Raw genomic sequence first — 26,190 nt, forward strand, 5'->3', positions numbered from 1 at the left:
TGAATTTCCGGTTGTTGTTACGTCATATAGAATTATTCAAGGATTAAACGTAAATAGCGAATGAATTAATTATAGGGAAAGGCCACGGCCATGCAGTTTGGTATTTTCACCATCGGTGACGTCACGAAAGACCCCACCAACGGCACCTCACCCACCGAGGCGCAGCGCATTAAGAACATGACGGAGCTCGCGCTCAAGGCCGAGGAAGTCGGACTTGACGTCTTCGCTACCGGCGAGCACCACAACCCGCCATTCGTGCCATCCTCCCCCACGACGCACCTAGCTTTCATCGCGGCGCAGACGAAGAATATTCAGCTCTCGACGTCTACGACGCTGATTACGACCAACGATCCCGTGAAGATCGCCGAGGATTACGTCTTCCTTCAGCACCTCGCTGGCGGCCGCGTGGATCTCATGATGGGCCGGGGCAATACCGGCCCGGTCTACCCGTGGTTCGGCAAAGATATCCGCCAGGGCATCCCGCTCGCCGTTGAGAATTATCACCTCCTTCGTCGCCTGTGGCGCGAACCCGTCGTCAACTGGCAGGGCAAGTTCCGCAGGCCGCTGCAGTCGTACGTCTCCACCCCGGCCCCGCTCGACGGCGTGCCGCCGTTTGTCTGGCATGGGTCCATCCGCTCCCCACAGATTGCAGAGCAGGCCGCGTATTACGGCGACGGTTTCTTCCACAACAACATCTTCTGGAACAAGGAACACACCGCGAAGATGGTCGCGATGTACCGCCGCCGCTACGAGAAGTACGGCCACGACCGCGCAGATCAGGCCATCGTCGGCCTGGGAGGCCAGGTCTTCATCGCAGACACGGAGCAGGAAGCCAAGGACACCTTCCGTCCTTACTTCGACAACGCGCCGGTCTACGGCCACGGTCCCTCGCTCGAGGACTACACCGCACAGACGCCACTGACCGTCGGCACCGTGGAGCAGGTTATCGATCGCACCATGCAGTTCGCGGACTGGGTGGGCGACTACCAGCGTCAGCTCTTCCTTGTCGACCACGCAGGGCTCCCTCAGGAGCTCGCGCTCAAGCAAGTGGAAATCCTCGGCACTGAGGTCGTGCCCGAGCTGCGCCGCCGCATGGAGGCCCGCCGCCCGGACCACGTCCCGTCCGATCCGCCCACCCACGGCTGGCTCCAGGACCACCGCGACGCCCCGCACTTCCAGGTCGCACCCGCCAAGGAGGAAAACCATGCGTAACCTCGTCGTCATCACCGCCGGCCTGTCTACTCCCTCCTCCACCCGCAAGCTTGCCGATGCCCTCTCCGCAGCCACCGAGTCCACAATCGGCGCCCGCGGCGAGGGCGTTAAGACCACCGTCTTCGAGCTGCGCGAGCTCGCCGGTGAGCTCGCCGAGGCCATGACGAACTGGGGCGCGGTGACCCCGCACCTCGACGAAGCCAAGCGCGCGATCTCCACAGCGGACGGGCTCATCGCCGTGACCCCGGCGTTCCAGGGCAGCTTCTCGGGACTGTTCAAGATGTTCTTCGATACGCTCGACACGCACGCGCTCGACGGATTGCCCACGCTCATTGGCGCCACGGGCGGCTCGACGCGGCATGCGCTCATGCTCGACTACGCCATGCGACCGCTGTTTAACTACCTCCACGCCGTCGTCGTCCCCACGGGCATCTACCAGTCCACGGACTCCTTCGGCTCCGAGGAAGGCGCTCAGACTGCACGCCGCATCGAACGCGCCGCGGCCCAGCTGGCCGACCTCATGGTGGGGCCCTCGGACCGCGTCGGGGGACTCAGCGGCATCGGCAGCAATGATGACTCCTCCCCGCGCCGGAAGACCGGCCTCGACCTCGAGGAAGACTTCGTGCCCTTCGAACAGCTCTTGGGCGGTCATACCGGCGACTAGTCCGTCGCCGCCGCGGCCTTCTGCATTATTGCAGGCGGCCGTAAACTATGCATGAGCTGGGCGAACCTTGCGAATACCCCCATTTAACCCCACTCTCGTGGGCCAGCGCGGCGCGATCGCGGCCACGCGTTAGGATGGGTCGTCATCCCTTTGGCAACCCCGAATTTTCCGAAGGACTCATCTTTCCATGACTATTAGCGTCACCGATATCTTTTCGATCGGCATCGGCCCCTCCTCCTCGCACACCGTCGGTCCCATGCGCGCGGCCAAGGTTTTCGTGGAGTCTCTGCCCGAGTTCCCGGCGAAGGTCCACACACAGCTGCGTGGCTCGCTCGCCGCCACGGGTAAGGGCCACGCGACCGACCGCGCGGTCATCCTGGGACTTGCCGGCTGGGAGCCGCTTACCGTGCCGCTCGACGCCAAGCCCGCACCCGGCTCGATTATCCCCTCCGCCGGCCGCGTCAAGGGCCCGCTGGGCTCGCTCGACTTCTCTATCGGCTTCGACCCGACGCCGGTGCCAGAACACCCCAACTGCCTCATCTTCAGTGCCTGGGACGCGGACGGCAACCTCGTAGCGTCGAACTCCGAGTACTTCTCGGTGGGCGGTGGTTTTATCCTCTCGCGCGCCGAGCTCGACGCCCAGCTGCGCGCCTCGGACGAGGTCCCCGCGGGCATGGCCGCCGCCTCCGTCGATGACGTGGTGCCTTATCCGTTTACCACCGGTGCCGAGCTCCTCGCCCACTGCGAGCGCACCGGCTTGCCGGTGTGGAAGGTCGTCCTCGCTAACGAGGAAAAGCTCCATGCCGACGAGGGTGGCGCCCAAGCCGTACTCGACCATCTCGACCTCGTGTGGGATACCATGCGCGAATGCGTCACCCAGGGCATCGCGACGAAGGGCATCTTGCCCGGCGGCCTCGACGTCACGCGCCGCGCGCCGAAGCTCTACACGCAGCTCCTCAACCGCCAGGATGACGAATCCTGCGGCTTCTCCGCCATGGAATGGGTCAACCTCTACGCACTCGCCGTCAACGAGCAAAATGCCGCGGGGGGCCGCGTCGTCACGGCGCCCACGAACGGCGCGTGCGGCATTATCCCGGCCGTCCTCCACTACGCGCGCGATTTCCAGGCAGGCTTCACGCGCGAGTCTGCTCGCCGCTACCTGCTCACCGCGGGTGCCGTGGGTATGATCATCAAGCAGAACGCGTCGATTTCCGGCGCTGAGGTCGGCTGTCAGGGCGAGGTCGGCTCGGCCTCCTCGATGGCCGCAGCCGGCATGGCCGAGCTCCTCGGCTGCACGCCGCGCCAGGTCGAAAACGCCGCCGAGATCGCCCTCGAGCATAACCTGGGGCTCACGTGCGACCCGGTGGGCGGCCTCGTGCAGATTCCGTGCATCGAGCGTAACGCCATCGGTGCTGTCAAGGCCATCAATGCCGCGCGCCTGGCGAAGATGAGCGACGGCGAACACCGCGTCTCCCTCGATGACGTCGTGGAGACGATGGCGGAGACGGGCCGCGACATGATGGACAAGTACAAGGAGACCTCCATCGGCGGCCTGGCGAAAACGCTCGGCTTCGCCGTCTCTCAGGTCGAGTGCTAAGCAGTCCCGTTCTCACCAGTTTCTCTTCGCGCACACCCCGGAGCTGGGCTGTCGATTATAAACGACACCCCAGCTCAAAGCGGCAGACATCGAGCTGGTCTTAGAAAACATCGTCTTTCAAGAGCTGCGCTGACGCGGATTGTCCGTCACCGTTGGCCAGAGCCCGGCATACGGTGACCACCAGCCCAAGAAATCAACGTCGTCGCCGAACGCGATGGGCAACGTCATTACTACCAGGTCACGGACCTTCTTGCCGCGGAGAGCACACTCGAGCGCGAGTTCGGCGCGCTGCGTGCGGTCCCCGATAACATCCCCAAGACGGATCTGGGCCTCGACGGCACTGAGCACCGCAACCTCGTTGACCTTCTGCTCGGCCTGCTGCCCGATGCCGCCTCCCGCGCACCAACGCAGTGACCAACCGGTAGCGCCCCTGGACCGCGCCGCGTCGTACACTAAACCCGTCTCGTCTATATCTAGAAAGTAGTGTCTCCACATGCGTGCCGATGCCCTCCGCCGCCGCGATGCCCTCATCGACGCCGCCATCGAGCTCTTCCGCACCCAGGGTCCAGAGGTCACCCTTGACCGCGTCGCCGAGCGTGCCGGCGTGGGCATTGCCACGCTCTACCGCAACTTCGCCGACAAGGACGCCCTCGCCATCGCGTGTACCGAGCGCATGGGCCTCGCGTTTCTCGAGCGTCAGCAAGACATCAACCACCGGCTCGAGGACGCGGACGCCGCGGCAGCACAGGCACTCGTGCATGACTACGCCCAGGCCTTGCTCGATATCGGCGCGGCCACACTCGTCCCGGTATTCGGGCTCTTCCGGTTTTAGAGTGCATTGATTTTGTGTCGGATGTTGGCGGCGTGAATCAGGCACCGCAATATGTAGTGGTCGAGGTTGCGGAATCCCAGGGCGATGCCGCGTAGGAATTCCAACCGACCGTTAATCGCTTCGACAGGTCCGTTGGATACTCCGTGGTCGAAGTAGGCGAGGATGTCCTTGCGGCGTTTGTTCATGGTCCTGCCTAGCTGCGCGATCTCAGCGATCCCGGCGTCTTTGATGTCAACAAGCGTGTCAATGAGCGTGCTCATGGCTTTCTTGGCTGCTTGCTTGTTGGGATTGTTGTAGCAGCTTATGACTTGTTGGTAGTAGGTCCAGGTCTCTTGTAGCGGCGCGTAGTCGTCGTCGAAGTCAAACAGTTCCTCAAGCCTCCCGCGCTGCTTGTCGGTGAGCAAGCCCTCGGTGGTCAACAGAGTTTTCCGGTTGCGGTAGAGCGGGTCTTTGCTGCGGCCACGTCGGCCTGTTGTTTCTAACTGGAGCCTGGCGCGGCACTTGGTGAGCTTGTCACCGGCCAGGCGTACAACGTGGAACGGGTCCATGACTTGGGTGGCGTTGGGAATGACTTCGCCAGCGGCGGTGGCATAGCCTTGGAAGCCGTCCATGCTGATGATCTTGACCTGATCGCGGAACTGCTCGCTGTGATTATTCAGCCATGTTCGTAACGCGTCAGCGCTTCTGCCTGGGACAACGTCAAGAAGCCGAGCGGGGCGGATGACGTTTCCATCCTTGTCGTGGTGGTCGGTCATATCAACGATGACGGTGACGTATCCGTCGCGCCATGTGCGTCGGTTGTGCGACCAGCGATGCTCATCAACACCGATGACCTTGACCCCGTCGAGGTAGTGCTCGTCGTTGTAGATCAAGTCCTGGACAGCGGCTAAGGCCAAGGCGTTGGTGGTATCCCACCCCAGGCCTAATGACTTGGCTGCAGCGGCAACGCTCATCCGATCTAGGCAGAGTCGTTGCAGTATCCAGCGGGTCACCCTGTCCGTGGTCTTTGAATTGTCGGGCGCGCAGGTAAGGCCCGCGCGGAAGATCTTCTGCAAGCAGCGCTTGTTGGTGCACCGGTAGCGTGGAAGGCGCACATGAAGGCGTGTTGGGTGGCCGACGATGGGCAGATCGACCAGGCTGCGGATGACGTGGTCGCGGAATACTCCAGGCTGACCGCACGTGGGGCATTCATTGATGGGCTCGACGGGCTCGGCTTCGATGACGGTGACATCGCCGTGTTCTGCGGCCCCGGTGATAGTAACTCCTAGTTCTGCGGTGCGGCAGATGGTATCGACGATGACATTTCCGTTAGGCTGCACAGTAGGTCCTTGGTTTGTACGGATGGATTAGACACCCTTATTCCTACAAAGCCAAGGACCCCAATATCTTGTGCCACGCCCGAACCCCCGGCGAACTAATCAATGCACTCTAAAACCGGAAGAGCCGGTATTCGTCCCCGCGCAACTCTCTGCGCTTGACCCGACGCTGCTTCCCGAGCTGGAGAAGCTCATCGCCGGCGGCGACCGTTTTATCGCACGCGGTCAGGCGGCCGGCGCCATCGGTCCGGGCGTGACCCACCTCGAATTCGTGACGGGACTGCTTGCCCTCACCCGCCCCCGCACGGTGGATCTCGCCGAGTATCAGCCCGACATCGAGGCGCAGATGGTTGACCTCTACCTCGCCGGCGTGCGCGCAGGACACCAAGAATAGGAAAATCCCCGCGCCACGCGGGCGCGGGGAGGACGAGTTGCTAGGCCAGACGCGAAGAAATCTCGGAGGCAACGTCCGCGAGCTGCACGTCGTGCTGCTCGTGGGCCGCGAGGTCCTTGAGCGCCACCGTGCCGTTGGCAAGCTCCTGGGCGCCGAGAACGAGGGCGAAGCGGGCACCGGCGCGGTCCGCGCCCTTCATCGCGCCCTTGAGGCCGCGGTCGCCGAAGGACATATCGGCGGAAATGCCAGCCTTGCGCAGGTCGTTGACGATGAGCGCCATCTTCTTCTTCGCCTCGGCACCCAGCGCCACGCCGAAGACGTCGACGCGGGAGGAAGTGCCCTCGAGCTCAATGCCCTCGGCCTCGAGCGCGAGCAGCGCGCGGTCGACGCCCAGGCCGTAGCCGATGCCGGAAAGCTCCTGGCCGCCCAGTTGCGACATGAGTCCGTCGTAGCGGCCGCCGCCGCCGATGCCCGACTGCGCGCCAAGGAGCGGGTGGACGAACTCAAAGCACGTCTTCGTGTAGTAGTCGAGGCCGCGAACCATGCGCGGATTGATGGTGTACTCCACGCCCATGTCGTCGAGGAGACCCGTGACGGTCTCGAAGTGCTCCTGGCACTCCGGCGACAGGTAGTCAAGCATGAGCGGCGCATCCGCGGTCATCTCCTGCACCTCGGCACGCTTATCGTCGAGCACGCGCAGCGGGTTGATCTCCGCGCGGTGGCGGGTCTCCTCATCGAGCGGCAGCTTGAAGAGGAACGCCTGCAGCTTCTCCCGGTAGGCCGGACGGCACGTGTTATCACCCAGGCTCGTGAGCTCGAGGCGGAACTGAGAGAGACCGAGGGCGCGGAAAGAGCGGTCGGCCAGGGCTACGACCTCAGCGTCGAGCGCCGGATCGTCGACGCCGATGGCCTCGACGCCCACCTGCTGGAGCTGACGGTAACGGCCGGCCTGCGGGCGCTCGTAGCGGAAAAACGGGCCAAAGTAGTTGAGCTTGACCGGAAGCTGGCCGCGGTCCAGGTTGTGCTCGATGACGGCGCGCATGACACCGGCGGTGCCCTCTGGGCGCAGCGTCACGGATCGGTCGCCACGGTCGGCGAAGGTGTACATCTCCTTCGTCACGACGTCCGTGGACTCGCCCACGCCGCGGGCAAAGAGCGCGGTGTCTTCGAAGATGGGCAGCTCGATGTGCTGGAAGCCAGACAGATGCGCCTCGCGCACCATGGTCTCGCGGACCTTGTAGAAAGTAGCCGACTGCGGCGGAACATAATCCGGCACACCCTTCGGCGCGGACAGGGCCTTAAACTGCTTCTTATCACTCACGGCCACTTACATTACCTCCCCAATCTGGATGAGGAACGGATTGGTCGCCCTCTCCGCGCGCATGGTGGACGTGGGCCCGTGGCCAGGCAGAATAGCAAGCTTATCGTCAAGCTCCCACACAGGTCCGCGCAGCGAGGCCTGCATAGCCGCCGGATCCGAACAATAAAGATCCGTGCGGCCGATGGAGCCGCGGAAGAGCACGTCGCCCGTGAGCGCAAAATCCTCGCCGATAATGAGCACGCACCCGGGCGAGTGACCGGGGGCATGGCGGAGGGTAAAGGGGGCATCGGCAAGCTCCAGGGTGGAGCCGGAAAGATAGCGCAGGTCCTTGATGGGGAGCATATTCTCCGCATCGAAGAGCTGGCGGGACTGCTCGGACATGCCCTTGGCCTTGTCGAGGAAGAATTCATCGTCCGGGTGAATATAGACCGGAATATCGAGCTCCGCCGCGAGGTCCCCCGCCTCGCGCGAGTGGTCCACGTGGCCGTGCGTGAGCACAATAGCCTCAAGCGTCAACGAGTGCTCCGCCACGAGATCGAGCACACGCTGGCGCGCATGGAGGCCAGGATCGACAACAAAGGCGCGCGCACCGTTGGCGACAATATAGGTATTCGCTTTGTAGGGGCCGACTCCGAATCCATAAATATCCATGGAGGCGAGCCTACCGCGCGGTGAATAGAGCGCGTCGATGGCTGCGTCGTCATCGGACTGGCGCTCAAACTCAGAGACTGAGCTCCGAATAGGGGTCTATGACCACAACGCCGCTCGCACGCAGGCCGTTCGCCGGCGAAGTAGGGATGGTCTTGCCGCAATCATCACCACACGTGAAGCGGAAGTCCGTCACAACGTTTTCAATATTCTCCGCCGAGCAGAAACGCGCCAGCGCGAACGGCAGGTGATTCGATATACACCTCCATGCAGGCCGCGCGCTCATTCAACTCGCGTACAGAGGAACTGCACGCTTCCGTATCAATCAACGGGAAGATGGACAGCACCAGGCGCTTGCCAGCGAAGCCCGAGTCCTTACATCGGCTTGAAGCGAGCGCCCACGAGCTCGAACGGGAGAAGACTTCGGCACCTCGCCATTCGGCGCTGCGGAGCTCTCGTAAAAGTGATTGCGGCAATCCAAAAGGGCAATACAGTAATTGTTAATCCAGCGATAAGGGATGATCAGCGTGCCCACGTGTGAAACCGTGGACACCGCGTCGCGTAAGATAATGGCGCTAGCTTCCTCACGCCGCGGGCCCCACCGCACGCGGCGCGAACGGAGGCCCCGAAACGTGCCCGTTACCTACAGAAAGCGTAGAACTCCAGTGGCTGATAACTCCCAGCGCGGCGCAGAGGCGCTCAACCAGCTTGAGCGCGAGCTCAAGTCCCGCGACCGCAAAGAAAAGGCCCGCCCGCTCGGCGTCGTGCTCGCCTCCCTCCTCGCGATTCTCGCCATCGGCGGCGGCATTACGTACATGGCCACCCGCAGCAACGACGACGCAGCGTCGGTCGCCGAGTCCTCCCAGGCCGCCACCACGACCGCCACCCCGGAGGCCGTCGCCCTTACCGGAAAGCGCGCCACGCCGCTGGAAAAGACCGTGGAGTGCACCTACAACGAGTCCCAGGGTTCCGACAACAACGGCGCCAAGGTTCCAGACGGCAAGGACATCTCCACCGAGGGCACCGCCAAGGTCACGTTCAAGACCAACCAGGGCGATATCCCCATGGAGCTCGATCGCGCGCTCGCACCGTGCACCGTCAACGCCATTACCTCCCTGGCCAAGCAGGGCTACTACGATGACTCGGTCTGCCACCGCATGACCTCGTCTGGCATTTTCGTCATCCAGTGTGGCGACCCCACCGGCACCGGCTCCGGCGGCCCAGGCTTCCAGTTCGCTAACGAGTACCCCACCGATGAGATCGAGGATCAGTCCTCCCCAGTGACCTACCCCAAGGGCTCGCTCGCCATGGCGAACAGCGGTCTGGACACCAACGGCTCGCAGTTCTTCATTAACTACGCCGATTCCCCGCTGGCTCCGGCCTACACCTACTTCGGCACCGTGACTGACAAAGGCATGGAGACCGTGGACAAGATCGCCCGCCTCGGCATTCAAGACGGCGCCACCGATGGCGCCCCCGCCAAGGAAGTCAAGATCGAGTCCGTCTCGGTCGCCTAATACTGCTATCCCAGCCCGCCCTCACCGGGGCGGGCTTTCTTCGTTTTCCCTAGCTTTCCGATGCCCCCTTCACCCACCGTCGCACGCGCCGGCGTTCTGAAAGCCTCTCCTCCACTTAATATTCACCTCAAGCCAGCTGTGACGGTCGACACAAAATTACACCCGCGTCATTTAATTTCTGGCGACAAAACTTAAAACTCTCAGGTAAGTGCCCAGCTCATAGACCTAACAGGCACATTCCACCCAACTTTCAAGCTCACAGGGAAATAACAGGTTGGGGTTGATCATCAAAAAGCGCTTGCAAAGCTATAACGACACCGTTACTATCAGACGCGTCTGTAACACCGCGACTTCTTTTTAAGGATTCACAACATGAAGTTCTTCTCCCGCAAGGCGCTCATTGCCTCCGCTACCGCCGTTGCCGTTGCTTTCGGTGGCGCTTCCGTTGCCTCCGCTCAGGACAACACCCCCAGCGCAACCGCCACTCCCACGGCAACCGCAACCGCCACCCCCACTCCTTCCAAGGATGGCTCCAAGGATGCAGACGACTCCAAGAAGCCTAAGACCACCACAGACGCAAATGACAAGAAGGACGAGGGTTCCTCCATCAGCGACATGGAGCCGAAGGAGATCCGCGACTGGATCGCCGTCTTCACCGCCGTCATCGGCGCCCTGGGCACCCTGCTTGCATTCCTGGGCAAGTACTTCGACCTTCCGTTCTAAGAAGAAGTCAGAGCGCACCGCGCATTTCTTGACTGAAGAATAGATAGCCGCCCTCCACCTTTTCTAGTTGCGAGGGCGGTTTCGTCTAAGCGTTCCGTCTCACCAGCCTACTTATCCCCACCCCATCACCCTGAATCAAAGGAACTTCCATGCAGCACTCCATCCGTAAGACCCTCGTTGCTGGTGCGACCGCCATCGCCCTCACCTTCGCCGGCACCGGCTTCGCCGCCGCTGAGGACGACGTCACCGCTACCGAGTCTGGCTCGAGCGACAGCTTCTTCGCTGGCTCTTCCGACGATGACGAAGAGGTGAGCCCGGGCGAGATCCGCGACTGGATCTCCATCTTCACCTCCATCATCAAGGCGCTCGACAGCGCCATGTCTTTCGCTGCGTAGTCTCTACCTGCGAACGCACCAACGCCCCGGCGGCGACTCCTAGATTCTGGAGTCCACCGCCGGGGCGTTTCTCATGTGCTCCGACGAATCCGCGCTAGTTCGAATCCTTAGGGGGATTCGCCGGGTTGAGGTCGAGCGTCGGCGGATTCGCTGGTTGCTGAGCCGTGCCCCTGCTTTCAACCCGCGTCTCTCCCCCGCTGGATTCTTCAGCTGCGGCAGCTTCTGCTTCGCGTTGTTCGGCCTCGATCTGTTCACAAAGCTCCACGGCGCCGCGTGCGTCGGCGAGAATGGCGTTGTCGAGCGGTTGGCCCGATTTCACGATGGATATCTGGCCGGTAGGCTCAAGAACCATAGCCTGCACATCTTGGAAGCGTCCCAAGCCGGCCTTGCGTATGGCCGAGATGATGTCCGAATTACTGATGTGCGCAAACTGCATGTTCTCCACGTGCTTGCGGCCCTTGTACATGAGGAGGACAGGACGGCGGTCGATGAAACGCGACCAGCCCACGTAGCGACGCACGGTACCAAAGGCGGCCTCGAGCGCCATAAGGGTTGCCAGGCCGACAACGCCCGCGGCGAGCGTGGGTGGATTACCCACGATGACACGGCCTGAGACGGCACCGAACATAATGATGATGACGGCATCAGACGCGGACATGGACGTGAGCACTCGCGAACCGAAGAGTTTAACCAGAATCATAAAGGCCAAATAGATCCCCACGGTCGCGACAACAACGACGATGATGCGATGGGGTTCGATGCCGAGTTGGTACACGAGCTCATTGCCTAGAACTTTCACGTCTTCGACCCTACTATCCGCAGCAACACGAAAGCGGGGCGCCCCTGCCGTTTCTGGTGGGAACGCCCCGCTGAGTGCGGTTGGCAGCGCTAGAACTTCAATGTTAGATCTTCAGCTGAGCGCGCAGCTGCGCGATGATGGAGCGCACCGGCTCCGGCAGCGCGTTGCCCGCCATGGCGAGCGCGCCAGCAACCGCGGCGATGACGGCCACGAGAGCCGCAATGCCGCCGCCGATGGAGGAACCGTCGGCGCTGGAATCCTTGTTGCTGGAGCCGTTATCGCTCGAACCCTTGTCGCTCGAGCCGTCGCCCTTGTCGTCGCCGCCGAAGTCGAACGGCAGCGCGACGTTGGTGCCCGCGTCGGTGGTGATCTTCAGCTCCTGCGCACCGGTGATGCCTTCCGGAACAGTGAGCTTGACGGAGGCGCGGCCGCGCTCGCCGTGCTGGGCGTCGCCTTCCAGCGCCGCGTTGTCGATGTCCGCGGTAACCTTTGCGTCGCCGAGCTGCACGGTGACGGTCTTCGCCATCGGCTCGCCCTCGGTCGAGTAGTTGAGGGAGGACAGGTTGACCGTGATCTCCTTGCCCGGGACAACCTCGCCGTCGATGTGGACGCCCACGTCGGACTGGCCAGCGCGGACCTTGGCGTCGCCCGCCTTGATGTAGTCGATCATGGCCTGGGTATCCATGTAGCCCAGGTCAGTCACGTCCTTGATAGCTCCCTCGGCGAAGAAGCCGTCGCCACCGCCGATGAGGAACGTGGACAGCGCGATGGTGTAGTCCTTCTCAGCCTCAACCTGCTTGCCGTCGATGGTGACGGACTGGACGCGCATGCCTTGCTCCGCCGTCTGATCGTAGACAACCGAGACGTTGTCCGAGACACCCAGGGACAGGCGCGGGCGGGAATTGCCCGGCTGCCACTGGTTCTCAAAAGCCTGGATGAGGTCCTTGCCCGAAATCTTGCCGTACGCGACCGAGTTGCCGAAGGGCTGGACGGTGAAGACTTCCTCGTAGGTGGTCTCGCCCTTGTCGAGGTCTGCGCGCACGCCGCCGGCGTTCATGACACCCAAGTCGATGGTCTTGCCGGTGGCCTTGGCCACGGAGTCACGCTGTGCCTGCGCAATGAAGTTATTGAGGGTGGACTCGACGCCGCGGTTGGAGCCGGAACCCTTGCCCTCGTCAGAGCCGCGGAACATGGCCTGCTCGGTCGTGCCGACGACATCCTTGCCCAGCTCCTCGGCCTTGGTCTTTGCCTCGGCGACGATCTGCGCGATGGCCTCGTCCTCGGTCAGCTCCGCGGCAGCGGTGGCATCGTACTGGGTGAGCTTGATGTCAGTGATCTTGTCCGCATCGCGGTCGAAGGTGATGTCCACGTCGTTGAGCAGCTTGCCATACTCCCAGCCCTGTGCCCACTGCAGCGGCAGCGCGCCCTCGCGCTCCACGGTGCCTTGGGTCTTCAGGTGGGTGTCGCCACCGAAGAGAACGTCAACATCCTTGTTAAAGCCCTTGGCGTACTCTTGAGCGTCCTCGTGGAACAGCGCGATGACAACGTCAGCCTCGCCGGACTCCTTGAGGCGGGTAGCCTCCTTGTTGGTGGCCTCGACCGGGTCGCCAAACTCCACGCCCTCGATGAGCGACGGAGCAACCTTGTTCTCGGTGTTCTTCGTGACGGAGCCGACGAAGCCGACCTTGACGCCGTCGATCTCCTTGACCACGGAGGCATCGAGAAGCGGCTTGCCGTCCTTCGTGATGTTGGCGCCAAGGATCGGGAAGTCCGAGCTCGCGTCGATGCGGCCCATGAGGTCCTCGGTGCCCTTGTCGAACTCGTGGTTGCCGACTGCCGATGCCGCCACGCCCATGGCGTTGAGCGCGTCCATCGTGTACTCATCGCCGGAGATGGCGGAAATGTAGGCGGAGCCGCCGACGTTGTCACCGGAGGTGGTGAGCGCGTAGTTCTGGCCCTCGTTGACCTTCTTGATGAGCGACTGCAGCAGAGCGACGCCCATCTCGTCGCCCTCCTGTGCGCCTTCTTCGGTGTTGAGGCCATTGGCGATGTGGCCGTGCAGGTCCGTGATGTTGGAGACGGAGAAAGTCACGGAATCCTCGGCGAAGGCGGCGGGTGCGCCGGTGAGGACGGTAGCGGTGACGGTCGTGGCCGCGAGCAGCTGGCCAAAGCGACGGAAGTTGGTCATGGAAGCTCCAAAAGAGAAAAGAGGGATGATCACTACGACGGTTCTTTATAGCGCCAATTCCCACCGCGCGCAGCGCGAATCCCCACGAATGAACAGGAGCTTTACCCGACTGGCCCGCGAAATTCATCAAGGCTTCACCATGATGTCGCGCCGCGTTTCTTTACCGGCATGCGAAACGCCCCGCAGAAGAATCTGCGGGGCGAAGGGCGGCGGGGCGGCGCGGCTAGGCCGTGACGCGGTAGACGTCGAAGACGCCTTCCGTGTTGCGCAGCGAGGTCATGAGCTGACCCAGCTGCTTGATGTCGGAGACGGAGAATGTAAAGCGGATGGTCGCGATGTTGTCGTCGCCGCGGTTGGAGCTCATGTTGAGCACGTTGAGCTTCTGGTCGCTGAAGATCCGGGTGAGCTCGAAGAGCAGGCCTTGACGGTCGAGCGCCTCGAGCTGCACGGTGGCGGCAAAGGCGCCATCGGAAGGCGTGCTCGTCGCCCACTCCACGCGCATCATGCGCTCAGGCTCAGAGCGGAGCTTCTCGGCGTTCGTGCAGTCCGCGCGGTGGACGGACACGCCGCCGCCGCGGGTGACGAAGCCAAAGATTTCGTCACCGGGCACCGGCTGGCAGCACTTCGCGAGCTTCGCCATGACGTCCGGGTTGCCCTCCACGAGGACGCCCGTCGCCGAGTGCGAATCCGCGGTGTGTACCTTGGCGGTGGCCTCGAGCTCGGACAGCGAGGTGCGCGACGCGAGGGCATCGACAGCGTCGTCCTGGTCGCCAAAGAGCGCCATGAGCTGGTTGGCGACATGCTGCGCGGAGACGTGGCCCGCGCCGATGGCAGTGTAGAGCGCGTCCACGTCGGTAAAGTGCAACTGCTGCACGACCTGCTTCATGGACTGCGCGGTAAACAGGCGGTGCATGGGCAGACCGCCGCGCTGGACCTCGGCGGCGAGCGCGTCACGGCCGGCCTCAAGGTGCTCCTCGCGGCGCTCCTTGGCGAACCACTGGCGCACCTTCGCCTTGGCGCGCGGCGAGACGAGGAACTCCTGCCAATCGCGGGACGGGCCGGCGTTCTCGTCCTTGGAGGTGAAGATCTCCACCTTGTCGCCAGATTTCAGGGTCGATTCGAGGGCGACGAGCTTGCCGTTGACCTTCGCGCCGATGCAGCGGTGGCCAACCTCCGTGTGGACGGCGTAGGCGAAGTCCACGGGCGTAGAGCCGGCGGGCAGGTTGACCACGTCACCCTTGGGCGTAAAGGCAAAGATCTGCTGGCTCGTGAGGTCATAGCGCAGCGAATCAAGGAACTCGTTGGGGTCCGCGGCTTCCTTCTGCCAGTCGAGAAGCTGGCGCATCCACGCCATCTGGTCGACTTCCTCGTTTGAGTGGCCGTTCTTGCCTTTCATCTCCTTGTAGCGCCAGTGCGCCGCTACGCCGAACTCCGCGTTGTAGTGCATCTCGTGCGTGCGGACCTGAACCTCGAGGGTCTGGCCGCCAGCAGCCATCACGGTGGTGTGCAGGGACTGATAGACGCCAAAGCGCGGCGAGGAGATGTAGTCTTTGAAGCGGCCCGGCAGCGCCGAGTACAAGGAGTGGACCACGCCGATACCCGCGTAACAGGAGTTCACGTCGTCCACGAGGATGCGGATGCCCACGAGGTCAAAGATCTCAGCGAACTCGTGTCCGCGGACGATCATCTTTTGGTAAATCGACCAGTAGTGCTTCGGGCGGCCCATGACCTCGGCGTCGATGCCATTTTCGCGTAGTGCGCGCGAGACTTCGTCGATGATTTCTTTCAGCGCCTTATCGCGCGAGGGCGCGCGGTCAGCGACCATGCGCACGATCTCGTCGTACTTCTTGGGGTACAAAATCGCGAAGGCGAGGTCCTCGAGTTCCCACTTCACGCTCGCCATGCCCAGGCGGTGCGCGAGCGGTGCGATGACGTCGAGCGTCTGGCGGGCCTTCTTCGCCTGCTTCTCCGGCGGAAGGAACCGCATCGTCCGCATGTTGTGGAGACGGTCGCAGACCTTGATGACGAGGACGCGCGGGTCCGTGGCCATGGCGACGACCATCTTGCGGATGGTCTCGGCCTCCGCCGCCGCGCCGAGGGCCACCTTGTCGAGCTTCGTCACCCCGTCGACCAGGCGCATGACCTCCGGACCAAAGTCGCGGGTTAAGTCATCAAGCGAGTAATCCGTATCTTCCACCGTGTCGTGGAGTAGGGCCGCGACGACGGTGGTGGTGTCCATGCCGATCTCCGCAGCAATGGTCGCCACGGCGAGCGGGTGTGTGATGTACGGGTCGCCCGACTTGCGGAACACGCCCTCGTGCAGGCGCTCGGCGGTCGTGTACGCACGGTTGAGCAGGGCCACGTCGGCGCGGGGGTGAAACTTCTTGTGGATGGACAGCAAGGGGTCAAGGACCGGGTTGACCTTGACGCGGCCACCGCCCGTGAGCGACCGCGCCAGGCGGGCCGACATGCTGCGCATGCCCGAGCCGGAGGAACGTTTGGTGCCGCGGTCGTTAGTCATATGCGCGCCCACTTTCTTGCTCGAAGGCTCCCCCACGCCGGGAATTAGGCCGCGGCACGGGGAACAGTGCTAGGACTTCTCAGTCTAGTCTGTGTTCCCCAACACAACGAGCGGGGGTCCCGCTAGGCGCTCACGCCCGCCCAATCCCTTCACTTCGATGATGACGACGTTGCCCACGACCTCGGCGCCGGCCTTCTCCAGGAGCAGCTTCGCGCCGTAGAGCGTGCCGCCGGTGGCGAGCACGTCGTCGACGAGGGCAATCTTCTTGCCCTTGAGCTCCGAGCTATCGGCGGGGATTTCCAGGGCCGCGTGGCCATACTCGAGCGAGTAATCCTGGTGCAGGACCGGCGGCGGAAGCTTGCCGGCCTTACGAATGGCGAGGATGCCCAGGCCCATTTTGTAGGCCACGGCCGAGCCCAGCAGGAAGCCGCGGGCATCGAGGCCGCCGATAAGCTCGGCGCCGAGCTCCTCGCAGGCCTCCGCGAGACCGTCGACGACCGTCCTAAAGGCCTCCGCGTCCGCGAGCACCGGCGTGAGGTCCTCGAAGAGCACGCCCTCGGCCGGGAAGTTAGGCACAAGGCGAATCTTGTCTTGGAGCGCCTCTGCGGCGCTGGCGTAAGTCTTGCTCATAACGTCTTTATATCCTAGAAACTAGTCAACTAACGGGTCGTCGAAGCCGCCGCAGGGGCGTTCCCTTCGCGCCAACGGTCCATGTTCCAGCCTATGCCAGACGCGCCGGTATTCGGCAGCACGCCTTCCACGGACTGGTCGACGACGAAGGTGCGCGGTTGCGCGGCCACCGGAATGGCAGGCACGGAGTCCCACAGCGCAAGCTCGTCCTTCTTGAGCGCCTCGACCTCCCCGATGCGAGCATCAGCCGAGCTGTATTGGCTCAGCGGATCCACCGCGCCGAGGAAGGCATCGATGGTCGGAGCGCCGGTATCCGGGTCGAGCTCGAGGTAGGCCTTAGACATGAAGTCAGAGGAGGAATCCTCAATGGTGATGCCGGCCGGGGCGCAGGCGTCCTTGAGCGCCGCGACCATTGCGGCCAGGCGCTCATCCGGTCCCTGGTACCCCACGCGCACCGTCGTGCCAGAGGCTGCCGATGCCCCCTGTACATCCACCGCCGCGTGCGCGTCGCCAATGGACTTGAGTTGGGCCGCGATTGGGTCGCCGGCGCTCAAAGTGTGCAGGTAGACCGGCGGGACATCAACGCCGGAGACGCGGGAACTGGCCTTCGCCATGGCCGCAGCATCGACGCACTTGGCAAAGGCCTGGCGCATCGACTTATCAGCGAAGAGACCCTCCTCGGACAGCGTGAGCGTATCCGTGAGCGCGCCCACGTGGGACTCGACCTCGTAGGGGTTGTCGTCCATGCTGACGTCGAGCCACTCCGGCTTCGCCGACGGGGAGTCCGCGATACGCAGCGCGCCCGTGTCCTTGAGTGTGCGCGAGTCCGCGTTCGCCGGCCAAATGACGAGAGTGTCAAGCGCGGCCGGATCGCCGTAGTAGTTCTCGTTGCGCTTGAGGACGACCTCGCCCTCGGAGCCTACCTTATCGATGACAAACGGGCCGTAGGACACCTGCGTAGCAGGGTCGAATTTGGTGAGCATGAAGCCGAAACGCCACGCGTCCGCGATGGGTTCGACGGTGGTGGGATCCCAGGACTGAAGCGCCGTGACGAGTTCTTCCTGACTCATGCCCACCTGCTTGGCGATGACATGAGACGGCAGCACCGTACCCGGGCCAAAGAGGTGACGCCAGCGCCCTCCCTTGTCCTTCTTGAGCACGAGCGTGAAGTCCTTGGCGCCGGCAGCGCACTGCAGGTCCTCCACGTCGCTGGCCATGACCGGCAAATCGGAGCCGAACGTTCCGGGCATGGAGCCTGCGGTATACGCCAGCAGGAAGTCCTCGCACGAGACCGGGATGTCATCCGAGTAGGTCGCCTTCTCGGAGATGGTGTAGCGAATCTGGCGCAGGCCGTCGGCTCGCTCCGGAAGCTCTTCCGTCTTCACCAAATCCGTGTTCGGGATGATCTGCCCTTCGGGCCCAGGCACGAAGGCCGCCGGATAGAGGCGCGAGGAAAGCACTTGCGCATTCGTCGCCGTGCCGAAAGCCGACGCGGCGTTGGTGGTCACCAAGCGCGAGGCGACCTGGTAACCAAAGTAGTCCGTGCTCACCGGCGCAGACGGCACAGCGTTGTCTTCGGAGTCCCCTGCCCCACAGGCGACGAGGGTCGATGCGGTGGCGAGGGCGGCGAACGTTGCCAGAAGGCGTTTCACGGGGTGCTCCTTAGAAGAAGACGAGGCGGGCACTGACTCGGGCGCGCGGGANAAGCGACGGTGCGCGGGGCGGCATCGGCAAGCTCGGGGTCTGCGTCCTCACCATGCCGAGCGCGGAACGCCGCGACCTCCGCATTGTGGGCCTTGATGTCCTTGGTGCGATTGGCAATGGACACGAGCAGCGGGGTGGCGAGGAACAGCGAGGAGAAGATGCCCTCGATGACGCCGATGAGCTGAATGAGCGCGAGGTCGCGGAGAGTACCAATGCCGAGGAGCCAGACGGCGACGACGAGCAACGCGATGATCGGCAGGGCCGAGATGACCGAAGTCGAAATCGAACGCATGAGAGTCTGGTTGACGGCGAGGTTGGCCTGCTCCGCGTAGTTGTGCTTGCGCTGGCCTGTGATGCCCTCGGTGTTCTCGTTGACCTTGTCAAAGACGATGACGGAGTCGTAGAGAGAGAACGTGAGGACGGTGAGCAGACCGATGATGACGGCCGGCGAGACCTCGAAGCCAAAGAGCGCGTAGATGCCGGCGATGATGACGGCGTCGACGATGAGCGCGAAGATGGCGGCAAACGCCATGGAGCGCTGCAGGCGGACGGCGACGTAGACCGTAGCGACCGCAAGGAAGACGATCATGGCGAGCAGCATGCGCTGGGTAATGGAGGAACCCCACGACTCGGACACGGTGGAGACACCAATGGCGTCCGGGGTGGCCTTACCCGACTGGTCGACGGGCTGGTACTTGTCGTAGATGGCCTGGCGAGCCGCGTCCGTCTGTTCCTGGCTCAGGCGCTCGGAGGTGACCTCCAAGGTGGCCGAGTCGCCGGAGCCAACGACCTGAGCAATCTCCGGGGTAACTCCCGTGGCTTCCTCGAAGGTGTCAGCGACGTCCGTCGCGACGAGGTCAGCGGCCGGCATGTTGACCGTGGTGCCGCCCTCGAAGTCGATGGAGAGGTTGAAGCCGCGCAGCAGCATAGCCAGGAAGGACACGATGACAAGGCCGACGGTGATGCCGTACCAGAGCTTGGAGCGGCCAATGACGTTGAAGCCGCTGCCTTCGGTGTAGAGGCGGTCGAAGCGGGAAATCTTCTTGCTTGCCATGATTTAGTTCTCCTTCTCCGCGGTGTCCGGGGTGGCCGGGTTCTTCGCGGCGGGGGTGACGGCCGTCTCGGTCGAGGCGGACTTCTTGGCCGGCTTGGCGTAGAAGCCCTGCTCGCGACGCTCCTCGACGAGGTTGAAAATGCCGCCCAGGCCGTTGAGCGCAGGCTTAGCCCACGCGGGCTTGGAAGCGATGAGCTGCATGAGCGGCGCCATGACGAGGAAGGACACAACCAGGTCGAAGGCCGTGGTGAGGCCCATGGTGAACGCGAAGCCCTTGACCTCGCCGATGGCGAGGAGGTAGACGACGACGGCGCCGATGAGGGTGACGGCGTTACCAGTCACGATGGTGGCGCGGGAGCGCTCCCATGCCGTATGAACCGCCGAGCGGAACGTGCGGCCTTCGAGCAACTCATCCTTGATGCGCTCGTAGTAAACGACGAAGGAGTCCGCCGTCGCGCCGATGCCGATGATAAGACCAGCGATACCGGACAGGTCGAGCGAGTAGCCAATCCAACGGCCCAGCAGCACGAGGGTGCCGAAGGTAAGGAAGGCCGAGGCGATCAGCGTGAGGATCGAGAAGACCGACAGCGCACGCATGTAGAACACCGAGTAGATGAGGATGAGGATAAGACCCACGATGCCGGCGATAAGACCAGCCTCCAGCGCGGCCTTACCCAGGGACGGCGGGACGATTTCGGTCGTGCCACCCGGCTCGCCGTTCTCACCGACGAAGGACAGCGGCAGCGCACCGTACTTCAGGTTATTAGCCAGCGACTGTGCCTCGTCCTGAGTGAAACTACCGGTAATCGACGTCGAAGAGCCGTACGGCGTCTGGCCCTGAATGACCGGGGCAGAGATAACAGCCGAGTCGAGCGTGATGGCGATCTGCTGCTGCAGACGTTCCTGCGTGAGGTCCGCCCACGTCTGGGAACCGCTCGGGCCGTCGCCCGTCTTGAAGGCGAAGGAGATTTCCATCTGGCCGGTCTGCGGGTTAAGGCCGCCGTTGATCGGCTTATCGGTGTCGATCTCGTTACCGGTAAGACGCGTGCCGTTTTCGTCCGAGATGCCGTTGAGCAGCGGGGCTTCCTCGAGCAGCAGCGGCTGACCCGTCGTCGAGTCACAGGACGCGAGCGGCTTGGACGGATCATCCGCACCGGCCAGCGGGTCGATGGCACCCGGGGTGCACTGCAGCAGCGTCGAGGCCGCCGAGAGCGTGGTGACGTCCTCGGACTGGCGGTCCTTGAGCAGCATCGCGGTCACTTCGTCGCGGCGCTTGGCCTCCTCGATCGAGTTAGACGGCTCCGGCAGCGGCTTCTCAGTGACCTTCTCCGCCTCTGCCTGGGCGCCCGCCTGGGTAAGCGTCTGCGACAGCTGCGTGAGGCGCGCGTTGGCCTCGTCTGCAGTGAGCACGCCGTACTTCACCCAGCGGTTGGCCATATCGCCAGCGACCTTGCTGATCTTCGAGGTATCCGGCATGGGCTGCGCCATGACCGGGCGGAAGAGCAGCTTGGAGGTTTGGCCCACGGCCTGCGCCTGCGCCGTGTCCTCACCCGGGACGGTAATAACGAGCGTGTTGCCGTTTGTCACGACCTCGGCACCGGACACGCCCTGGCCGTTTACACGCTGCTCCAGAATGGTGCGCGCCTGGGCCAGCTGCTCGGACGTCGGCTCCGCGCCCTGGGGCACGAGGGTGACGCGGGTGCCGCCCTGCAGATCGATACCGAGCTTCGGTGTCGGCGACTTGCTGCCGGTGAAGAAAACCAGGGCGTAGACGACAGCGATGATAAGTACGAAGAGGGCGAGCGCCTTCTTCGGCCATGATCTGCTGCCGCTACCCACGCGAGACTTGCTGCTCAAGGCATGTACTCCTCTGGGGACGTTGAAATAAAAGGGTCAAAATAATCACTGCGGCGCGAAGGTGACACACCTAGGCCGCAGACACGATCCACAATCGTACCTCCTTGCACCTCCAATTCCTTAACGCGCCCCAAGAAAACGCGCGCGTGTGTGACAAGTCCAACCCTGTCCCACACGCGCGTCGGTTCACGCTCCCCGATTGAGTTCTCTCACATCGCGAAAGGCGCCGCCCACACGGACGGCGCCATCTCTCTTGCCTTCGGTTAGCGCTGCGCGCCACCTTGAGCGTCACCCTGTGCATCGTGGCCGTCCTCGTTAAGCGGCGGGTAGTCCTCGCTCGCCGTGGTATCGGCAGCCGGCGTACTGACTGCAGCATCAGACTCCGGACGGATAACCGCGGTGCGTTCCACCGTGGCGGTAACACCCGGCGCAATCTCCACGTCGAGCTCGGTCTCGCGCACCGCAACGACGGTCGCGTGGAAGCCGCCCGCAGTCACCACGCGCGCGCCCGGCGTGAGAGAGGCCTGGAAGGACTCGACCGTCTTACGCGCCGCGCTCTGTTTGCGCATCATAAGAATGTAGGGAACGAAGAGGACAAGCAGAAGGACGATAAGCAAAAGGAAATCCATGGCACCCAGTCTGCCATGCCACTTCCCTGCCCGTCTGCAGCCTGGCGGGGCGTTCGCTCACAGCGTGCGGGGACGAGCGCGCCGTTCCTTAAAACCGATGACGCACCCACGCCGTGGCACTTGCCAAAAATGGTGAAGATTCCGCGCGGAAGGAACGCATTGTTGGCNGGCTCGCAGACTTCCTCGACGGTGGAGGGCTCCTCGCCCACCGCGACGGCGAGGGTGGACACGCCCACGGGGCCACCGCCGTGGCCGACGATGAGCGCGCGAAGAACGGCGCGGTCGAGACGGTCGAGCCCCATCTCGTCGACGTCGAATACCTCGAGCGCGCCTTGGGCCGCGGCGAGATCGATGTGGCCGTCACCATTAACCTCAGCAAAGTCCCGGACACGACGAAGCAAGCGGTTGGCGATACGCGGTGTGCCGCGGGAACGGGAACCGATTTCTACGGCGGCATCAGGGTCGATCTTCACGCCGAGGATGTGCGCCGCGCGGGTGATGACACGCGTGAGGTCTTCCGTGTCGTAGTACTCCATCTGCGCGGTGAAACCGAAGCGATCGCGCAGAGGGCCGGTGAGCATGCCCGCGCGGGTGGTCGCGCCCACAAGCGTAAACGGCGGGATCTCGAGCGGGATGGAGGTAGCACCGGGGCCCTTGCCCACGATGACGTCAATACGGAAATCTTCCATCGCCATGTAGAGCATTTCCTCGGCGGGGCGGGCGATGCGGTGGATCTCGTCGATGAAGAGGACGTCGCCTTCCATCAAGTTGGAGAGCATCGCCGCGAGGTCGCCAGCGCGTTCGAGGGCCGGGCCCGAGGTCATGCGCAGCGACGTCCCGAGTTCCTGGGCGATGATCATCGCCATCGTCGTTTTACCCAAGCCCGGAGGCCCGGAGAGCAGGACGTGGTCCGGGGTCACGCCGCGCTGCTTGGCGCCAGTGAGCACGAGGGCGAGCTGCTCGCGGACCTTGGGCTGGCCGATAAACTCGTCGAGCGACTTGGGGCGCAAGGAACGCTCGATGTCGTGCTCGCCGGGCTGCTCGAAGGCGTCGACGTCCGCGTTGCGGTTCGTCGCGGGAATACCGGCCGCCGAGGCCGCCGCGGCCTGGGCCGCGAGATCATCCGGAAGCTTGAATTCGGTGCGCTNGGCCGATGAGGGCCTCGGTGACTTCGTCGACCGTGGCGGTGGCCGAGGCGGGTGCCGTGGGCGCCGAGGTTCCGGCGTCGGGTACGGCAGAAGTAAAGGCAGACACCTTGTCCTTGAGCTCCAGGGCCATGCGTTCGGCCATGCGCTTGCCCACGCCGGGGATGGACTGGAGGCGCTTGGTGTCCCCGCCCGAGATTGCTGCGGCGAGGTCGCCCGCGCCCATGACGGACAGCGCCGCCATGGCGAGCTTGGCGCCCATGCCGGAGACGGTCTGCAGCGTGTGGAACATGTCACGGTCTGCAAAATCACTAAACCCGTAGAGGGTCATGGAGTCTTCCTTGACCACCAGCGAAGTCAGCACTCGGGTCTCCTCGCCGCGGCGCAGCATGGACAGCGTGGTGGGCGTGGCGAGCACGCTGTAGCCCACGCCCGCGCATTCAATGACGGCGTGGTCGAGTGCGATATCAATGACCTCGCCGTGCAGGGAAGCAATCATGGAATCCTCCTAGAGATGAGACGTACGGGTGCGTGAGGCGTTCGTGCCGCCAGTGGTGCCAGGCGCGACGCCGGAGCCTGTGCCGAGTGCCTGGGCTTGGCGGGCGAGCAACGGGGCGCGCCAGGCGTGGCAGACGGCCAACGCGAGGGCATCGGCGGCATCGGCAGGCTTAGGCGGAGCTGTCAGGCCGAGGATACGGGTAATCATGGCCGTCATCTGCTTCTTGTCCGCGCGGCCGTTTCCGGAGATAGCCTTCTTGACCTCGGACGGAGTGTACATGTAGACGGGGATGTCGCGCTCCGCCGCGGCGAGGACGAGCACACCCACGGCGTGGGCCGTGTGCATGACTGTGGAGACCTCACCACGCTCAAACACGCGCTCGATGGCGACGACGTCCGGCGTGTAGTCATCCGTCCATTCGCGCACCGCCTGCGACAGGCGCAGGAGACGCTCCCCCAGCTCCGCGCCCGACGGCGTGCGGGCCACGCCCACGGCAACGGGAAAGACTTGGCGGCCGCGGCCCGTTTGGACCACGGACAAGCCACACCGGGTAAGCCCCGGGTCGATGCCCATGACGCGCACGCGCCACCTCCTTTTACTACATACGTTCTATAAATTAGCACAAAAAAGAGGCGCCGCGCGGGCGCCCCTTGACACACTACGAAAGCTTAGTCTTCAGCCTCGAGCTCAGCGAGGACCTCGTCCGAGAGATCCATGTTGGTGTAGACGTTCTGCACGTCATCCGACTCCTCGAGGGCGTCGATGAGGCGGAAGATCTTCTTCGCGTCGTTGGCCTGCAGCGGCACGTCGACGGAAGCACGGAAATCGTTATCCGTGTCGTCGACCTCAATGCCAGCCTCGGTGAGCGCGTCCTTAACGGCCGGGATATCGCCCGGGGCGCAGACAACCTCAAAGCGCTCGCGCAAGTCGTTGACCTCTTCGGCACCAGCGTCGAGCACGGCCATGAGGACGTCATCCTCGGTCAGCTCGCCCTTGGCCACGAAGACCAGGCCGGTGCGGGAGAACATGTAGGACACGGAACCGGACTCACCCAGGTTGCCGCCGTTCTTGGACATCGCGGTGCGCACGTCCGTGGCCGCACGGTTGCGGTTATCGGTAAGGCACTCGATGAGCATGGCCACGCCGTTAGGGCCGTAGCCCTCGTACATGATGGTCTCCCAGTCTGCGCCACCGGCCTCTTCGCCGGAGCCGCGCTTGCGGGCACGCTCGATATTGTCGTTCGGGACGGAGGCCTTCTTGGCCTTCTTGATCATGTCGTCGAGGGTCGGGTTCGCCGCCGGATCGCCACCACCAGTCCGAGCCGCAACCTCGATGTTCTTGATCAGCTTGGCAAATTCCTTGCCGCGCTTGGCGTCGTTGGCTGCCTTCTTGTGCTTCGTGGTAGCCCATTTGGAGTGGCCGGACATGGTCCATCCCCTTTCGGATTGGCGAATTTTTCTCGGTTGCCCATTATACGGATTTACGCCTGGGCCGTTTTTAAAGACCCTCCCTTAACGTGCAGGGTTTAAGCCCAGTGTTGCTCAGGGGTCGCGCGCGTGAGTCCTTCCTGGGACGTCGCTGCGACGAGCTCGCCGTGGTGGTTGTAAATGAGGCCGCGCGCGAGCCCCGTGCCATTTTCCGCCGATGGCGAATCCAAATGGTAAAGCAGCCAGTCAGTCACGCGCAGCGGACGGAAGAACCACACCACGTGATCGAGGCTGGCCATCTGCACGCGCGCGCCGGAGTGCGGGATGAGCGTCGCGCGCAGAAGCAGCATGTCCGTCATATACGTCAGCGCCGCCTGGTGGAACGCGTCATCGTCCGGCAGGTCCGCCGCTGTGTTGCGCAGCCACGCGTCACCAAAGCCACGACCAGTGGGCGACGGAATATCCATGTCCCGGTCCGGAACGACGCGGATGTCCCACTCCGCCCAGTCACCGAGCACCACGCGTGCCGATGCCGCGTGCGCCGGGGCCGGCTCGAGGGTCTCCGCGTCCGGAACCCTCGGCATGGGCTCGGCATGGCTGGGGCCCAAGTCACCAGAGCGGTGAAAGCTTGCGATCATGACGTTCTTGAGGTCGCCGTCCTGGTAGGCACGCGTCTCACGCACACAAAACGAGCGGCCGTCGCGAAGCTTTTCCACCCGCAGCTCCAGTGGCTTTGTGGAGTCAGACGGCGCCACGAAGTAGCAGTGCAGCGAGTGGACGAGTTTGTCCTCTACGGTGTGTTGCGCCGCGCGCAGGGCCTGCCCGGCGACCTGACCGCCAAACGTCCGCGTGATGTTCGAAGGCACCGCGGGACCCAGGAATTGCGTCGCCGCGTGGAGCGGGTCCGTCGCGCGCAAGGCGAGCACATCCGCGATTCTTTGCATGGTGATCTCCTCCGTGGTCCGCTGACATTAGAGCACGTCGCTAACGCCCGTTCATGGCGCCCGGGCGACCCCGGGCCAACGGTGCAAGTATAGGACCGATCTCACTTGCTATTGTTCTAGGGGTTACGTCTACCCTCGCCGCGTGAAAGTTGCCCGCATGTTGTCTCGTCTCCT

22 protein-coding genes and 3 pseudogenes are annotated in these 26,190 nt (G+C 63.6%); 8 read left to right on the forward strand and 17 right to left on the reverse strand.

All coding sequences use genetic code 11. From position 1 onward, the window contains the following. Positions 1–90: 90 nt before the first annotated feature. From BN9444_RS09300 to BN9444_RS09310, 3 genes are all read left to right on the forward strand, one after another. Positions 91–1,212, forward strand: coding sequence for an LLM class flavin-dependent oxidoreductase (locus BN9444_RS09300; protein WP_068801810.1), 1,122 nt, complete (start codon positions 91–93; stop codon positions 1,210–1,212). Further along, entirely contained in the window at positions 1,205–1,876 is a 672-nt protein-coding gene (locus BN9444_RS09305; RefSeq protein ID WP_068801811.1) for an FMN reductase, read from the forward strand. The genes BN9444_RS09300 and BN9444_RS09305 overlap by 8 nt, the downstream gene beginning before the upstream one ends. A 187-nt stretch (positions 1,877–2,063) precedes the next feature. Next, positions 2,064–3,473: an L-serine ammonia-lyase gene (locus BN9444_RS09310; protein ID WP_066493081.1), complete on the forward strand. Its 1,410-nt coding sequence runs from the start codon at positions 2,064–2,066 to the stop codon at positions 3,471–3,473. A gap of 117 nt (positions 3,474–3,590) precedes the next feature. On the opposite strand, the gene BN9444_RS09315 is transcribed toward BN9444_RS09310, so the two are convergent. Beyond that, positions 3,591–3,968, reverse strand: coding sequence for a hypothetical protein (locus BN9444_RS09315; protein WP_068801812.1), 378 nt, complete (start codon positions 3,966–3,968; stop codon positions 3,591–3,593). Here BN9444_RS09315 and BN9444_RS15485 point away from each other — a divergent pair. Further along, on the forward strand, positions 3,967–4,305 hold the full coding sequence (locus BN9444_RS15485; RefSeq protein WP_068801813.1) for a TetR family transcriptional regulator: 339 nt from the start codon (positions 3,967–3,969) through the stop codon (positions 4,303–4,305). The genes BN9444_RS09315 and BN9444_RS15485 overlap by 2 nt on opposite strands. On the opposite strand, the gene BN9444_RS09325 is transcribed toward BN9444_RS15485, so the two are convergent. Continuing rightward, positions 4,302–5,624, reverse strand: coding sequence for an ISL3 family transposase (locus BN9444_RS09325; RefSeq protein WP_066509688.1), 1,323 nt, complete (start codon positions 5,622–5,624; stop codon positions 4,302–4,304). The two genes, BN9444_RS15485 and BN9444_RS09325, sit on opposite strands and share 4 nt — an antisense overlap. 70 nt (positions 5,625–5,694) lie before the next feature. Here BN9444_RS09325 and BN9444_RS09330 point away from each other — a divergent pair, with 70 nt between their 5' ends. Beyond that, the gene (locus tag BN9444_RS09330) at positions 5,695–6,015 is read left to right on the forward strand and encodes an SbtR family transcriptional regulator (protein WP_068801814.1); all 321 of its coding nucleotides are present in this window, start codon (positions 5,695–5,697) and stop codon (positions 6,013–6,015) included. Positions 6,016–6,055: 40 nt separating this feature from the next. Here the strand turns inward: BN9444_RS09330 and hisS are convergent, their stop codons facing one another. Both hisS and BN9444_RS09340 read right to left on the reverse strand, forming a co-directional pair. Next, the gene (gene hisS / locus BN9444_RS09335) at positions 6,056–7,336 is read right to left on the reverse strand and encodes a histidine--tRNA ligase (protein ID WP_068802189.1); all 1,281 of its coding nucleotides are present in this window, start codon (positions 7,334–7,336) and stop codon (positions 6,056–6,058) included. A gap of 6 nt (positions 7,337–7,342) precedes the next feature. Further along, complete coding sequence (locus BN9444_RS09340; RefSeq protein WP_068801815.1) at positions 7,343–7,987, reverse strand: MBL fold metallo-hydrolase; 645 nt, start codon at positions 7,985–7,987, stop codon at positions 7,343–7,345. A gap of 662 nt (positions 7,988–8,649) precedes the next feature. On the opposite strand from BN9444_RS09340, the gene BN9444_RS09345 reads away from it, so the two are divergent. The 3 genes from BN9444_RS09345 (at position 8,650) to BN9444_RS09355 (ending at position 10,619) form a co-directional block, all read left to right on the forward strand. After that, positions 8,650–9,501 (forward strand): peptidylprolyl isomerase, encoded by an 852-nt coding sequence (locus tag BN9444_RS09345; RefSeq protein WP_066513407.1) that lies wholly within the window; start codon positions 8,650–8,652, stop codon positions 9,499–9,501. Between the two features lie 372 nt (positions 9,502–9,873). Then, entirely contained in the window at positions 9,874–10,224 is a 351-nt protein-coding gene (locus tag BN9444_RS09350; RefSeq protein WP_066513408.1) for a hypothetical protein, read from the forward strand. 149 nt (positions 10,225–10,373) lie between these two features. Continuing rightward, positions 10,374–10,619 carry a hypothetical protein gene (locus BN9444_RS09355; protein WP_066513410.1) on the forward strand — a complete coding sequence of 82 codons (246 nt, stop codon included), beginning with the start codon at positions 10,374–10,376 and terminating at the stop codon, positions 10,617–10,619. Between the two features lie 250 nt (positions 10,620–10,869). Here the strand turns inward: BN9444_RS09355 and BN9444_RS09360 are convergent. The 13 genes and pseudogenes from BN9444_RS09360 to BN9444_RS09415 all read right to left on the reverse strand — a co-directional run. Then, positions 10,870–11,394 (reverse strand): annotated as a pseudogene (locus BN9444_RS09360) (DUF421 domain-containing protein); the annotation flags it as partial. A gap of 127 nt (positions 11,395–11,521) precedes the next feature. Beyond that, positions 11,522–13,606 carry a bifunctional metallophosphatase/5'-nucleotidase gene (locus BN9444_RS09365; RefSeq protein ID WP_066513482.1) on the reverse strand — a complete coding sequence of 695 codons (2,085 nt, stop codon included), beginning with the start codon at positions 13,604–13,606 and terminating at the stop codon, positions 11,522–11,524. Between the two features lie 223 nt (positions 13,607–13,829). Further along, positions 13,830–16,127, reverse strand: a complete 2,298-nt coding sequence (locus BN9444_RS09370) for a RelA/SpoT family protein (protein ID WP_068801816.1) — start codon at positions 16,125–16,127, stop codon at positions 13,830–13,832. 84 nt (positions 16,128–16,211) lie between these two features. Further along, positions 16,212–16,757, reverse strand: coding sequence for an adenine phosphoribosyltransferase (locus BN9444_RS09375; RefSeq protein WP_066513415.1), 546 nt, complete (start codon positions 16,755–16,757; stop codon positions 16,212–16,214). Between the two features lie 29 nt (positions 16,758–16,786). Continuing rightward, positions 16,787–18,409 carry an ABC transporter substrate-binding protein gene (locus BN9444_RS09380; protein ID WP_233423572.1) on the reverse strand — a complete coding sequence of 541 codons (1,623 nt, stop codon included), beginning with the start codon at positions 18,407–18,409 and terminating at the stop codon, positions 16,787–16,789. Then, positions 18,406–19,515, reverse strand: a complete 1,110-nt coding sequence (secF, locus tag BN9444_RS09385) for a protein translocase subunit SecF (RefSeq protein WP_068801817.1) — start codon at positions 19,513–19,515, stop codon at positions 18,406–18,408. The genes BN9444_RS09380 and secF overlap by 4 nt, the downstream gene beginning before the upstream one ends. Before the next feature lie 3 nt (positions 19,516–19,518). Then, positions 19,519–21,372, reverse strand: coding sequence for a protein translocase subunit SecD (secD, locus tag BN9444_RS09390; protein ID WP_066493057.1), 1,854 nt, complete (start codon positions 21,370–21,372; stop codon positions 19,519–19,521). A 263-nt stretch (positions 21,373–21,635) separates the two neighbouring features. Continuing rightward, positions 21,636–21,941, reverse strand: coding sequence for a preprotein translocase subunit YajC (gene yajC, locus BN9444_RS09395; protein ID WP_233423573.1), 306 nt, complete (start codon positions 21,939–21,941; stop codon positions 21,636–21,638). 230 nt (positions 21,942–22,171) lie between these two features. Then, positions 22,172–23,083: pseudogene (gene ruvB / locus BN9444_RS09400) on the reverse strand (Holliday junction branch migration DNA helicase RuvB); the annotation flags it as partial. A gap of 67 nt (positions 23,084–23,150) precedes the next feature. Continuing rightward, positions 23,151–23,645 (reverse strand): annotated as a pseudogene (gene ruvA, locus BN9444_RS13635) (Holliday junction branch migration protein RuvA); the annotation flags it as partial. 9 nt (positions 23,646–23,654) lie between these two features. After that, positions 23,655–24,218 carry a crossover junction endodeoxyribonuclease RuvC gene (gene ruvC / locus BN9444_RS09405; protein WP_066513485.1) on the reverse strand — a complete coding sequence of 188 codons (564 nt, stop codon included), beginning with the start codon at positions 24,216–24,218 and terminating at the stop codon, positions 23,655–23,657. 95 nt (positions 24,219–24,313) lie between these two features. Next, positions 24,314–25,072 (reverse strand): YebC/PmpR family DNA-binding transcriptional regulator, encoded by a 759-nt coding sequence (locus tag BN9444_RS09410; protein WP_066493050.1) that lies wholly within the window; start codon positions 25,070–25,072, stop codon positions 24,314–24,316. Positions 25,073–25,170: 98 nt separating this feature from the next. After that, on the reverse strand, positions 25,171–26,016 hold the full coding sequence (locus BN9444_RS09415) for an acyl-CoA thioesterase (RefSeq protein WP_068801819.1): 846 nt from the start codon (positions 26,014–26,016) through the stop codon (positions 25,171–25,173). Between the last annotated feature and the right edge of the window lie 174 nt (positions 26,017–26,190).

Source organism: Corynebacterium phoceense (assembly GCF_900092335.1).
Classification (GTDB): domain Bacteria; phylum Actinomycetota; class Actinomycetes; order Mycobacteriales; family Mycobacteriaceae; genus Corynebacterium; species Corynebacterium phoceense.